General features: G+C 28.1%; 14 protein-coding genes. 11 read left to right on the forward strand and 3 right to left on the reverse strand.

The window, feature by feature from the left end; all coding sequences use genetic code 11:
- The first annotated feature begins 3 nt into the window (after positions 1-3).
- From I6H46_RS05615 to mnmA, 8 genes are all read left to right on the forward strand, one after another.
- Positions 4-768, forward strand: coding sequence for a J domain-containing protein (locus tag I6H46_RS05615; protein ID WP_200225555.1), 765 nt, complete (start codon positions 4-6; stop codon positions 766-768).
- A 63-nt stretch (positions 769-831) separates the two neighbouring features.
- Entirely contained in the window at positions 832-1,599 is a 768-nt protein-coding gene (locus I6H46_RS05620; protein ID WP_200225557.1) for a threonine/serine exporter family protein, read from the forward strand.
- Positions 1,600-1,608: 9 nt separating this feature from the next.
- Positions 1,609-2,082 carry a threonine/serine exporter family protein gene (locus tag I6H46_RS05625; protein ID WP_200225559.1) on the forward strand — a complete coding sequence of 158 codons (474 nt, stop codon included), beginning with the start codon at positions 1,609-1,611 and terminating at the stop codon, positions 2,080-2,082.
- Positions 2,079-2,564, forward strand: coding sequence for a peptide-methionine (S)-S-oxide reductase MsrA (gene msrA / locus I6H46_RS05630; RefSeq protein ID WP_019118053.1), 486 nt, complete (start codon positions 2,079-2,081; stop codon positions 2,562-2,564). The genes I6H46_RS05625 and msrA overlap by 4 nt, the downstream gene beginning before the upstream one ends.
- 132 nt (positions 2,565-2,696) lie before the next feature.
- Positions 2,697-3,128, forward strand: coding sequence for a hypothetical protein (locus tag I6H46_RS05635; RefSeq protein ID WP_019118052.1), 432 nt, complete (start codon positions 2,697-2,699; stop codon positions 3,126-3,128).
- Positions 3,129-3,136: 8 nt separating this feature from the next.
- Positions 3,137-3,358 carry a YdbC family protein gene (locus I6H46_RS05640; protein WP_004838352.1) on the forward strand — a complete coding sequence of 74 codons (222 nt, stop codon included), beginning with the start codon at positions 3,137-3,139 and terminating at the stop codon, positions 3,356-3,358.
- A 43-nt stretch (positions 3,359-3,401) separates the two neighbouring features.
- The gene (locus tag I6H46_RS05645; RefSeq protein WP_200225560.1) at positions 3,402-4,487 is read left to right on the forward strand and encodes a cysteine desulfurase family protein; all 1,086 of its coding nucleotides are present in this window, start codon (positions 3,402-3,404) and stop codon (positions 4,485-4,487) included.
- Positions 4,471-5,580, forward strand: a complete 1,110-nt coding sequence (mnmA, locus tag I6H46_RS05650; protein ID WP_019118050.1) for a tRNA 2-thiouridine(34) synthase MnmA — start codon at positions 4,471-4,473, stop codon at positions 5,578-5,580. The genes I6H46_RS05645 and mnmA overlap by 17 nt, the downstream gene beginning before the upstream one ends.
- A 168-nt stretch (positions 5,581-5,748) precedes the next feature.
- Here mnmA and I6H46_RS05655 read toward each other — a convergent pair whose 3' ends face one another.
- The 3 genes from I6H46_RS05655 to I6H46_RS05665 are packed head-to-tail and all read right to left on the reverse strand — an operon-like array spanning position 5,749 to position 9,255.
- Positions 5,749-6,825, reverse strand: coding sequence for a GspE/PulE family protein (locus tag I6H46_RS05655; protein ID WP_234287269.1), 1,077 nt, complete (start codon positions 6,823-6,825; stop codon positions 5,749-5,751).
- Positions 6,825-8,354: a YifB family Mg chelatase-like AAA ATPase gene (locus I6H46_RS05660; RefSeq protein ID WP_019118047.1), complete on the reverse strand. Its 1,530-nt coding sequence runs from the start codon at positions 8,352-8,354 to the stop codon at positions 6,825-6,827. The genes I6H46_RS05655 and I6H46_RS05660 overlap by 1 nt, the downstream gene beginning before the upstream one ends.
- Position 8,355: 1 nt before the next feature.
- Positions 8,356-9,255, reverse strand: coding sequence for an RluA family pseudouridine synthase (locus I6H46_RS05665; RefSeq protein WP_019118046.1), 900 nt, complete (start codon positions 9,253-9,255; stop codon positions 8,356-8,358).
- A 137-nt stretch (positions 9,256-9,392) separates the two neighbouring features.
- On the opposite strand from I6H46_RS05665, the gene I6H46_RS05670 reads away from it, so the two are divergent.
- The 3 genes from I6H46_RS05670 to I6H46_RS05680 are packed head-to-tail and all read left to right on the forward strand — an operon-like array spanning position 9,393 to position 11,886.
- Entirely contained in the window at positions 9,393-10,097 is a 705-nt protein-coding gene (locus I6H46_RS05670) for an isoprenyl transferase (protein ID WP_019118045.1), read from the forward strand.
- Positions 10,084-10,860: a phosphatidate cytidylyltransferase gene (locus I6H46_RS05675; protein WP_019118044.1), complete on the forward strand. Its 777-nt coding sequence runs from the start codon at positions 10,084-10,086 to the stop codon at positions 10,858-10,860. The genes I6H46_RS05670 and I6H46_RS05675 overlap by 14 nt, the downstream gene beginning before the upstream one ends.
- A 12-nt stretch (positions 10,861-10,872) precedes the next feature.
- Entirely contained in the window at positions 10,873-11,886 is a 1,014-nt protein-coding gene (locus I6H46_RS05680) for a M50 family metallopeptidase (RefSeq protein WP_019118043.1), read from the forward strand.

The raw sequence follows: 11,886 nt of genomic DNA on the forward strand, positions 1-11,886 counted from the left end.
AACGTGAAAAAAATATTTGGAAAATTTATCCATGGACTAGCAAGCGTATTAAATTCAATATTTAATTTTTTAATAAATATTTTAAATGCAATAGTTACAGTCTTTGAAGGTTTAAGCCAAGTTATAATGTTGATTGGATGTTCAGTAATATTTGTACTTCCTTTGATTTTTATAGCTATACCGCCTGAACTTTTTACTATTTTTTTGATAATAGCAGTAGTTCCATTTCTAGGAAAATCTTTCATTTCTCTTTTGAGATATGGAAATTATACTTTGATAGAATGGATGTACGATAAAGCTGATACTTTAATTTCTGGAGAGAAAAAAGGCTTTGATAATTTATCAGATTATGCAAAAAAATATAAGCTAGACCAAGAAAGAGAAAGAAGAAGACAAGCTGAAGAAGAAAGACAAAGAAGACAAGAAGAAATGAATCAAAGATTTGAGGAATTTTTTCAAGGCTTTAATTTTTCGGGATTTGATTTTGACGAAAGAAATTATAATGGAGGATACAATACAGGTTCTTATCAAAATGGCGGTTTTGTAAATGACCTTGGTTTTAAAGAAAAATATCAAAAAGCTTGTGATACTTTGGGAGTATCATATACAAGCGATCAATATGAAATAAAACTTGCCTACAGGAAACTTGCAAAAAAATATCATCCAGACATAAGTCAAGATCCAAATGCAACTGAAAAATTTCAAAAAATAAATGATGCTTACGATTTTCTTTCATCAGATAATATAAATAAATACAAAAATATGTAAATTTTTTCAAGTAACTTTCCTTCAATTTTGGAAAGTTACTTTTGTATTAAAAAGGATAATAAAATGTATAAAGAAGATGATATAAATAAATTACTTGAAATAACATCAAGGGCGGGAGCTATGATGTTAAAAAATGGAGCAGAAATTTATAGGGTTGAAGATACAGTCGAAAGAATAATAAGATCGATTTATGATGCAAGCGACATAGATGTTTTTGCGACCTTTAATGCTTTAATGTATTCCTTTAATGTTGATGGTAAAACTTATGCAAATGTTAAAAGAGTAAAAAATAGGGGAAATAATTTAATAGTTGTAGATAGGGTTAATTCATTTTCTAGAAAATTTTGTAATCACGAATTAACATTGGATGAAGCTTTAATTGAACTTGACAATATTAGAAATACTACAATTATTGATCCGAAAATTGCAATTATCGGTGCAGTTCTTGCATCTACTGCTTTTCCAATTTTGGTAAATCCAAAAGATCCAATTTTTTTAGATCTTCCAGTTACATTTCTTGTATCATTGTTAACTTTTCTTGTATATAGAAATATTGAAAAGAAAATGTACGGATATTTTATTGATAATTTTGTCGCTGGAATAATGGTATCATTTTTAACCTTGATGATTGGAAAATTTTTTGGTGGATTTAATATGGCAAATGTAATTGTTTCATCAATGATGCCCTATGTTCCAGGATTCATGCTAACAAATTCTATAAGAGATCTTATGAGTGGCGATGCAACAAGTGGTCTTGTAGGACTTACAATGTCTTTATTTATTTCATTAGCTCTTGCAATTGGCGTTGCAGTACCCATAACTATTTTATAAGGAGGAAGTATGCACTTAATAATAGGTTTTATATCTTCATATTTATCAGCCGTAGGCTTTGCTATGTTTTTTTCTTGCCCAAAAAGATCAATAAAATTATCATCACTTGCTGGTGCAATAGGATTTGTAATCTATCAAGTAGTTGGAGATCTAATTGGAGATGGAGTTTTTTTAAAAGCCTTAGCAGGTGCGTATTTTACAGGTATAATGGGAGAAGTTTTTGCAAGAAAATGTCACATGCCGGCGATTTTATTTATAGTACCAGGAATTATAAATTTAGTACCAGGAAAAGGAATATATAACACCTTATACTATTTTGTTGACGGAGAAAAATCTTTGGCTTTAATAAATTTATTTGATACCCTTGCAGTTGCATCAGCAATTTCATTTGGAATTTTGTTGGCATCAGTTTTATCAAAATCACTTAGAGGATTTAAATTTAGAAAACCAAGTAGAAGATATGATTGGAGAAAGAAAAAATGAAAAAAATATATTTAGCAGGCGGATGTTTTTGGGGAGTTGAGGCATATTTTAAAGACATAAAAGGAGTAGAAAAAACTCTTGTAGGATATGCAAACGGAAATAGTGAAAAAACAACTTACGAAAATTTATACCTAACAGACCACGCTGAAACTGTAGAAATAAGCTACGATGGGAAAGAAGAATCATTAGAAAGAATTTTGGAATATTTTTATTATATAATCGACCCATTTTCAATAAATAAGCAAGGAAATGATGTAGGTCGTCAATACAGAAGTGGAATCTTTTCAAAAGATGAAAAAGATTTAGAATTTTCAAAAAAATTTTTGGAAGAAAAACAAAAAAACGAAGAAAGAAAAATCCAAATACAAGTCGAAAAATTAGAAAATTTTGTAAAAGCAGAAGATTACCATCAAGATTATTTAGAAAAAAATCCAAACGGTTATTGCCACATTGATTTATTAGATAAACCAAACCTAGATTAAACTAGGTTTTTTCTTTTGGAAAAATTTATAAAAATATAATATGAAAATTATAAATTGATTTTTAAAAACTTTATAATACAATCCTTGTAGAAGAAAATATTCTATGATATTATACTCAAAGGAGAGGATAATATGGATCTTATTGATGAAAATAATTTAACTAAAAATCAAAAAAATTTGTTGGATTTAAAAATTCGTCTTATCAAGGCTGAGTATGAATTAAATTTTTATTTGACTGGATATGAAAATCTTAGTCAATTTTATGATGACAAGGAAAAACTTGATAGGATTTTTGTTGATTCTTATGTTTCATTGAGAGACCATAATCTCTATGATTTTGTTGAAAAAATCGATAGAATTAAAGAAAGTGATTTTTCCTATAAAACTGACGATAGGAAAATTCAAAATTTTCTTAAAAGTTTAGAAGATATTAAAAATTTAGATGATGATGAGATTATAAAACAAAAGGGTAGAATAAAAAACAGAATTCGTAAAATGGAAATGGCGACAAGTGAGATTGAATATGTTTTGCTTGGGTCTTTGCCAAGAAATTATTATAGTTAGGAGTTTATATGGCAATAAAATATGATATAGTAGAAAATTTGGGAGTTCTTTCAACAAATGCAAAAGGATGGACAAAGGAATTAAATCTTGTTTCTTGGAATGATAGGGATCCTAAATATGATTTGAGAGATTGGAATGAAGATCATACAAGAATGAGTAAGGGAATTACTTTTACAAAGGAAGAAGCTGAAGTTTTAAAAGAAATTTTAAAAGAAGAATTTGACGACTAAGACCTAAATTTTTAGGTCTTTTATAAATTAAAAGGAAATTTTAATGATATATTTTGATTATGCAGCTACATCAATAAAAAGAAAAGAAATCTTGAAAGATATTTTTGAAAATATGGATGATTTTGATGGAAATCCTGATTCTTTGCACGCTTTGGGAAGGGCTGGACAAAAAGTTTTGGAAGAATCAAGACAAGAAATTGCAAAATCTATTAATGCAAATCCAAACCATATAATTTTTACTGCATCTGCAAGTGAGGCTAATAATACAATTTTGTCAAATTTTAAGGATGATTTTGTTATTACTTCAAAAATTGAACATGATTCTATTTTAAATACTGTAAATAAAGAAAAAACAATTTTTCTTGATGTTGATGAGGATGGATATTTTTCCCTTGATGAATTGAAAGAAAAACTTACAGATGATGTAAAATTGGTTTCTTTGATGTTTGTAAATAATGAAATAGGGGCAATTGAGCCAGTTTATGAAATTGGAGAATTTTTAAAAGACAAAAATGTATTTTTTCACGTAGATTGTGTTCAAGCTTATTCTCATGTTGATATTGATGTAGAAAAACTTCATTGCAATTCTCTTTCTCTTTCAGGGCACAAAATTGGTGGGATTAATTCTTTTGGTGTTCTTTATTGCAATAAAAAAATCAAGCCTTTTATTAAAGGCGGTGAGCAAGAAAAAGATAGGCGCGCAGGAACTTCTTTTACAATGGGAGCTTATTCTATGGCAAAATCTTTTCCAAAAGCTTGTAGCGAAAGAGAAAAAATCAAAGAATTAAAATCTTATTTTGTAAAAAAATTAGAAGAATCAAATTTCTTATATGAAATAAATGGAAGTTTGGAAAATTCAACTGACCATATATTAAATTTATATTTTCCAAATGTTAAAAATGAACTTCTTCTTACATATTTGGACATGAATGGAATTTGCATTTCCGTTGGTTCTGCTTGTAGGGCTGGAAGTGTTGAAGCAAGTAATGTTATAAAAAATATGTACGATGAGAATAGAGCAAGACATTCCGTAAGATTTTCTTTTGGTTTTACAAATACAAAAGAAGAAATTGACTATACATTTGAAGTTTTGAAAAAATTAAGGGGGATAGATGGAAAAGAAAGATAAAAAAGATATAAAAGTTATCGTTGGTGTAAGTGGTGGAGTTGACTCATCTGTTGCTGCCCTCTTATTAAAAAAAGAAGGCTATGATGTAAGCGGAATTTTTATGAAAAATTGGGACGAGGAAGATGAGAATGGAGTTTGTACTGCAGAAGTTGATTACGAAGATGCAGTTAAAGTTTGCAATCAAATAGGAATTCCATATTATTCAATAAATTTTGAAAAAGAATATTATGACAGGGTATTTTCATATTTTCTTGATGAATATAAAAAAGGAAGAACTCCAAATCCTGATATAATGTGTAATAAGGAAATAAAATTTAAGGCCTTTTTGGATTATGCAAAAGATTTGGGAGCAGATTATCTTGCAACAGGTCATTATGCAAGAGTTGATAGGTCATCTGATGAAACAAAAATGCTAAGAGGAGTCGATTCAAACAAGGATCAAACATATTTTCTGTCCCAACTATCCCAAGATCAAATAAAGGATGTTTTATTTCCAGTAGGAGATTTGGATAAAAAAGAAGTTAGAAAAATTGCTAAAGAAAATAATTTGGTAACAGCCGATAAAAAAGACTCAACAGGAATTTGTTTTATAGGAGAAAGAAATTTCAACGAATTTTTATCTCACTATCTTCCAGCAAAAGAAGGAAATATTGTTGATACTGATGGAAATATTATGGGAAAACACTATGGACTTATGTATCATACAATTGGACAAAGAAGAGGACTTGGAATTGGTGGAGAAGGTGAAGCTTGGTTTGTTTGTGGAAAAGATTTAGAAAAAAACGAACTAATAGTTTGCCAAGGAAAAAATAACGAAAAATTATTTTCAAATAGATTAATAGGATCAAATTTATCATCAATTTCAGCTAAGGGACTAAAAAAAGAATTTGATTGCACATGTAAATTCAGATACAGGCAAAAAGATATAAATTCTCATGTAAAAATTTTAGATGATGGAAGAGTGGAAATAACCTACGATAAAACAAAAGCTGTAACCCCAGGTCAAGCTGCAGTTTTTTATGATGGAGAAGTTTGCTTGGGATCTTGCATTATAGATGAAGTTTATAATGGAGAAAAAAGATTAAAAGTTTAAAAAAATCGGAGTAAAAAATCTCCGATTTTTTAGTTTGTATTTAAAAATATTTTTAAAAATTTTAATTAAAATAATAAATTGAATCTAAAATTTCTTCAAAGCTTGTGACTCCTTCTAGAACTTTTTTTATTCCATTGTAGGTCATGGACTTGAAATTTTTTTCTTTATTTAAAATATCCAAATCATTTTTGCTGAAATTTTTATTTTCAAAGAAAAGATTTTTGTAGTCATCATCAAATCTACAATTTCTTCAACGGCTTCTCTTCCTAGGTAGCCATCGTGACATTTATCACAAGATGACGCTTCATAAATATAAGTGTTTTCATCTATATCAAAATAATTTTTTACAAAATTATATTCTTTTTTGGAAATTTTTCTTTTTTTCTTGCATGAACAAAGTTTTCTAACAAGCCTTTGGCTTGCTAGGGTATTTACAGATTGTTTTATTAGATAATCTTCAACTCCCAAATCACGAAGTCTATTTATTGATGCAAAACTATTGTTTGTGTGAAGAGTTGTTAAAACTAAATGACCGGTTATGGCAGCCCTTACTGCCATTTTTGCAGTTTCTTTATCCCTAATTTCTCCAAGCATAATAATATCTGGATCTTGCCTTAAAATTGACCTGAGAGCATTTTGAAAAGTTAGACCGATTTTTTCATTAATTGAAATTTGATTAATTCCCAAAATATTTATTTCAACTGGATTTTCAATGCTAATAATATTTCTTTTTTCATCATTTAATTTATTTAATAAAGAATAAAGGGAAGTAGATTTTCCAGAACCAGTTGGACCAGAAAAAATTATCATTCCTGATTTATTTTTGATTGAATTTTCCAAAATTTTTTTTGAATCATCAGAAAATCCCAATAAATTTTGAGATTTTTTAAAATTTTCAATCGATAAAATTCTTAGAACCAATTTTTCTCCGACTATAGTATTTAAAGTGGAGATTCTAAAATCAATTTCTGGAAATTTTTCTAATTTTAAATAACCGTCTTGAGGTCTTCTTTTTTCTGAAATATCTAATTTGGAAGATAATTTAATTCTAGTTAAAAGTTTAATATAAGAAGGATAGTCCATCTCACTTATTATCCTAAGTTTTCCATCTATTCTAAATCTTATTCTTGAAAATTTTTCATCCATTGGCTCAATGTGTATATCACTTGCATTTAATTTTAAAGCTTTTTCTACAAGCTCATTTATATACAAATCTATATTTGAATTTATCAAATTATTATCCATCACACACTCCAATATTTATCATCCAAAGACCTATATCTTACAGCTTCAAGGAGATGTCTTGCCTCGATTTTTTCGCTACCATCAAGATCTGCTATTGTCCTACTCATTTTAATAATTTTATTGTAAGATCTTACAGAAAAATTATATTTTTCAAAGGCTTTTTGTCCGATTTCCTTTACATTTTTATCAAGTTTTATATATTTTTTCATAAGTCTTGTAGACAAAGAGCCGTTTGTTGAAATTTTTTCATTTTCATATCTTTTTATTTGAATCTCTCTTGCTCTTTGTACTTCTTCTCTCATTTCTTTTGAAGATTTTGTTTTTATATTATCGTCCAAATCTTTGTATTTTACAGGTTTTATTTCTATATGAATATCAATCCTATCAAGAATTGGGGAAGATAATTTTGATAAATATCTTCTTATTTCATTTTGAGTGCAAGTGCATTCTTTTAAAGGGTTTCCAAAATTGCCGCAAGGGCAAGGGTTCATGGCAGCAATTAAAATAAAATCAGACGGATATTTTATACTTGCCATTGACCTTGAAATATTTATTTCCTTATTTTCCAAAGGCTCTCTCAAAGCTTCTATGGTTTTTTTGGAAAATTCTGGAAATTCATCTAAAAATAAAACTCCCTTGTGGGCGAGAGTTATTTCTCCTGCTTTTGGAATATTTGCTCCTCCTCCAATCAAAGAAACTTCACTTGCTGAATGGTGGGGAGATCTAAATGGTCTATTATTTATCAATTTTCCGCTTTCAAGAAGTCCCATCACTGAATAAATTTTTGTAACTTCAATTTTTTCTTCAAAATCCATATCTGGTAAAATTGATGGTAAATGTTTGGCAGAAAAAGTTTTTCCACTTCCAGGTGGTCCAATCATCAATAAATTATGGCCGCCAGCTGCTGCAATTTGTAGGGCCCTTTTTAATGAATCTTGTCCCTTTATATCAGAAAAATCAAAAGGATATGTAATTTTTTCATTTGTATTTGATAATTTTATTTTATAGGGAGATTTTTTTGTATTTTCGTTAAGGTATGAAACTAATTCTTCTAAATTTAAAAATGGAAAAATATTGCAATCTTTTATTATTGCACATTCGTCCTTATTTTCATTTGAAATTATAAAATTTTTAAAGCCTTTTTCTCTCATAGAAATTACCATGGCAAGAGCGCCTTTTATAGGAACAATTCTCCCATCAAGAGAAAGCTCTCCTATAAAAATAAAATCATCTTTTGAATTTTCGATCACTCCCATACTTTTTAAAAGAGAAATTGCAATTGGCAAATCTAGTTGAGTTCCTTCTTTTTTTATATCTGCTGGAGATAAATTTATGGTAATTCTTCCTTGGGGAAATTTAAAACCAGAATTTATAAGAGCGACCCTAATTCTATCTTTGGATTCTTTTATAGATGAATCGGGAAGACCGACAATATTAAAAGCTGGCATGCCAGAAGTTATATCAGATTCAACTTCAATTGCCTTTCCATCAAGTCCCAATAGACTTACTGTATTTGTTTTTGAATACATTTTATTCTCCTAAACCCAAAATTTTTTGATATTTTTTAAAATCTTCGTGACAATCTGCACAAAATTCTCTATAAATTCCATTTTTATCAGTAAATCCTAATTTGTGACAATGAAGTAGTTGATGGTCTAAATTAAATTTGTGTTTTACATTTCCATAAACAGGATCTCCCAAAAGTGGATGATTAATGTGGGTCATGTGAACCCTAATTTGGTGAGTTCTTCCAGTTAAAATTTTTATTTTCACCAAGGAATATCCATTATTTTCTGAAATAACCTCATATTTACTAATAGCATCACGACCAGAATTTCTTACTGCCATTTTTCTGCGATTATTTGGATCACGATCCATAAAAGTTTGAATTGTTCCAGATTTTTTTTGAAAAATTCCATTGCAAATTGCCAAATATTCCTTGTCAATTTTTCTTGTTTCAAAAAGATTTTTCAAATATTTGTAAGATGAATTATTTTTTGCAATTACCATAAGACCCGTTGTATCCTTATCAAGTCTGTGAACAATTCCTGGTCTGTCATCGCCTCCGATATGTGATAAATTATCGTAGCCAAAATAATCCAAAAGCCCATTTACCAAAGTTCCACTTACAATTGAACCTGCTGGATGAACAATTACATTTTCATCCTTATCAATAATTGCATAGTCTTCATTTTCATAAATGATTTTTAAATTCATTTTTTCAGCTTCGATTTTTTCTTTTTCAAATAATTTGTCAGAAATTTCTATTTCATCTTCTAAAATTAATTTGTAGGAAGGTTTTATTTTTTTATTATTTACTTTTATTTTTTCATCCTTGATAAAATCTTTTACCTTTTCTCTTGGAATTTCTTCAAAAATATCTGAAAGATATTTATCAATTCTAATTTCTTTATTTGCTTTAATTTTCATAATTAAATTATAGCATTATGAAAAAATATATACAAAATCCTAATTTATTTACAAAGAAAAAATCATTTTAGCTTTTTATATTTAAGAATAATTCTTATGGTATAATCATATAGAGATAAAATTAGAAAGAAGGGTGTATGAAAGAGAAAGAACTTAATCATCTTGCCATTATTCTTGATGGAAATGGTAGGTGGGCTAAAAAAAGAAATTTGCCAAGATCTATGGGCCACAAGGAAGGTTCTGAAAATGTTGTGGATATTGCGCTATATGCTAAAGAAAAAGGCATAAAATATCTAACTCTTTATGCTTTTTCTACAGAAAATTGGAAAAGACCACAAGTAGAAGTCAATTATTTAATGAAATTATTGGCAAAATTTATAAAAGATAAGACAAAATTACTCATGGAAAATGAAGTAAAATTAAATATTATTGGAGATATATCAAAACTTCCAGAAAAAACTATAAAAGCTTGCCTTGATGTTTGTGAGCTTACAAAAAATAATGACAAGCTCGTTTTAAATATGGCTATAAATTATGGGGGCAGAATGGAAATTGTAAAAGCCTTCAAAGATATGGCAAAAGATGGAATAGATTTTGAAAATATAAATGAGGATGATATTTCAAATTATTTGTATACGGCAAATATGCCAGATCCTGATCTTTTGATTAGGACAGGAGGAGATCTTAGGATTTCAAATTTTTTAATTTATCAAATGGCCTACACAGAATATTATTTTACAGATATTTTGTGGCCAGATTTTTCAAAAAAAGATTTGGATGTGGCAGTTGATTCATATTTTGGACGAGATAGAAGGTACGGTGGATTAAATGAACTTAGCTAAAAGATTATTTGGTGGAGGAATAATTCTTTTTATATTAATTGCAATTACTTATCTTGGTGGAATTTATTTTGCAATTGGTTTTGGGATTTTTTCGTGTATTGCTGTAAAAGAATTGGTAAATGCATTAAAAAATTTGTCATACAATGTTCCTTTAAAATTTGCTATGGTAATAAATTTATTTTTTGTTATAAATGCCTTTAGCAATCATCAAAATTTATTTATGTTTGGTTTTACATCTATACTCATAGCAATTTTTGTATATATGATTTTTAATAAAAAATATAGGATGGAAGACTTTTTTGCACTTTTATTTGTAGTAACCTATGTTTCTATTTTTATGTCAAGTGCGATAAGAATTAATAATAAAATATATCTTTATATGCTTTATATAATTGCTTGGGGCTCAGATACTTTTGCTTATCTTACAGGCTCAACTATTGGCAAACACAAAATCAAATCATTAGAATCTATTTCTCCTCACAAAACCATAGAGGGATTTATTGGTGGAGTTTGTGGAGCTGTGATTTTAAATTTGATTTATGTAAATTATGTAAAGCTTGACAAAAATATATTATTAGTAATTATTTTTACAATAATTGCTGCATTTTTGTCAGAAACTGGAGATTTGGTAGCATCATTTATAAAAAGAAAATGTAATATAAAAGATTATGGAAATTTAATTCCAGGTCATGGAGGGATTTTGGATAGATTTGATTCAATCTTATTTATCAGCCCTTGCCTTTATTTATTTACATTAATATAAGTTAGGAGAAAAATGAAATCAGTTATTATATCGATTATAATGTTCTTATTTTTGATTTTAATTCATGAATTTGGACATTTTATTATAGCAAAAAAAAGTGGAATTAGGGTTAATGAATTTGCCATTGGCATGGGCCCTAAAATTTTTTCAAAACAAAAAGGAGAAACTCTTTATTCTGTAAATCTTTTTCCAATTGGTGGATATTGTGCTATGGAAGGAGAAGATAGCGAAAGTGATGACGAAAGATCATTTGACAAGGCACCAGCCTACAAAAGATTTTTTACAATTCTTGCAGGACCATTGACAAATTTGATTTTTGCAGGATTAATATTTGCTTTTGTATCTTTTAATACAGGAACTGCATCAACAAGTATTGGAAATTTTACAAAAAATTCGCCAATAAAAGCTCAAGGCTTTAAAGTCAATGACGAAATTGTAGAAATTGACGGAAATAAAATAAATAATTTTAATGATATTTCAAAAAATTTAGAAAATTATTATCAAAAACATGGGAAAAATGACAAAATATCATTAAAAGTAAAAAGAGATAATAAATATATAGAAAAAAATGTCAAAGTAAAATTTGAAAACAAAAGACCTCTTCTTGGTTTTATTCCAAAAAATAAAGACGTAGGATTTTTTGAATCAATTAAAATTGGTTTTAAAGAAGTTGGCTCAATGATTGTTTTGATGATAAATGTTCTTAAAAGTTTATTTACAGGAAAATTAGGATTTTCTGCTTTGTCAGGGCCTGTTGGTGTTGTAAAAGAAATGGGAAGACAAGCAAATCTTGGAATTATGAATTTATTATTCTTTTTGGGATATATAAGTGTAAATTTGGGATTTTTTAATTTGCTTCCAATACCAGCTCTTGATGGGTCAAAAATATTTACTTCCTTATTCGAAATGATTACAAAAAAGACAGTAAATAAAAAAATTGAAGAAAAATTTACAATTGGAGGATTTGTTCTCTTGTTAGGACTAATTCTTTTGGTTACGATTAAGGATTTAATTAGCTTATTTTAA

It is taken from the genome of Anaerococcus obesiensis, assembly GCF_016599815.1.
GTDB lineage: Bacteria > Bacillota > Clostridia > Tissierellales > Peptoniphilaceae > Anaerococcus > Anaerococcus vaginalis.

What these genes read in the sequence shown, in the direction of transcription:
- I6H46_RS05620 (WP_200225557.1), top strand. Translation starts at nt 832, where the DNA reads ATGTATAAAGAAGATGATATAAATAAATTACTTGAAATAACATCAAGG.
- I6H46_RS05625 (WP_200225559.1), top strand. Translation starts at nt 1,609, where the DNA reads ATGCACTTAATAATAGGTTTTATATCTTCATATTTATCAGCCGTAGGC.
- msrA (WP_019118053.1), top strand. Translation starts at nt 2,079, where the DNA reads ATGAAAAAAATATATTTAGCAGGCGGATGTTTTTGGGGAGTTGAGGCA.
- I6H46_RS05635 (WP_019118052.1), top strand. Translation starts at nt 2,697, where the DNA reads ATGGATCTTATTGATGAAAATAATTTAACTAAAAATCAAAAAAATTTG.
- I6H46_RS05640 (WP_004838352.1), top strand. Translation starts at nt 3,137, where the DNA reads ATGGCAATAAAATATGATATAGTAGAAAATTTGGGAGTTCTTTCAACA.
- I6H46_RS05645 (WP_200225560.1), top strand. Translation starts at nt 3,402, where the DNA reads ATGATATATTTTGATTATGCAGCTACATCAATAAAAAGAAAAGAAATC.
- mnmA (WP_019118050.1), top strand. Translation starts at nt 4,471, where the DNA reads ATGGAAAAGAAAGATAAAAAAGATATAAAAGTTATCGTTGGTGTAAGT.
- I6H46_RS05655 (WP_234287269.1), bottom strand. Translation starts at nt 6,825, where the DNA reads ATGGATAATAATTTGATAAATTCAAATATAGATTTGTATATAAATGAG.
- I6H46_RS05660 (WP_019118047.1), bottom strand. Translation starts at nt 8,354, where the DNA reads ATGTATTCAAAAACAAATACAGTAAGTCTATTGGGACTTGATGGAAAG.
- I6H46_RS05665 (WP_019118046.1), bottom strand. Translation starts at nt 9,255, where the DNA reads ATGAAAATTAAAGCAAATAAAGAAATTAGAATTGATAAATATCTTTCA.
- I6H46_RS05670 (WP_019118045.1), top strand. Translation starts at nt 9,393, where the DNA reads ATGAAAGAGAAAGAACTTAATCATCTTGCCATTATTCTTGATGGAAAT.
- I6H46_RS05675 (WP_019118044.1), top strand. Translation starts at nt 10,084, where the DNA reads ATGAACTTAGCTAAAAGATTATTTGGTGGAGGAATAATTCTTTTTATA.
- I6H46_RS05680 (WP_019118043.1), top strand. Translation starts at nt 10,873, where the DNA reads ATGAAATCAGTTATTATATCGATTATAATGTTCTTATTTTTGATTTTA.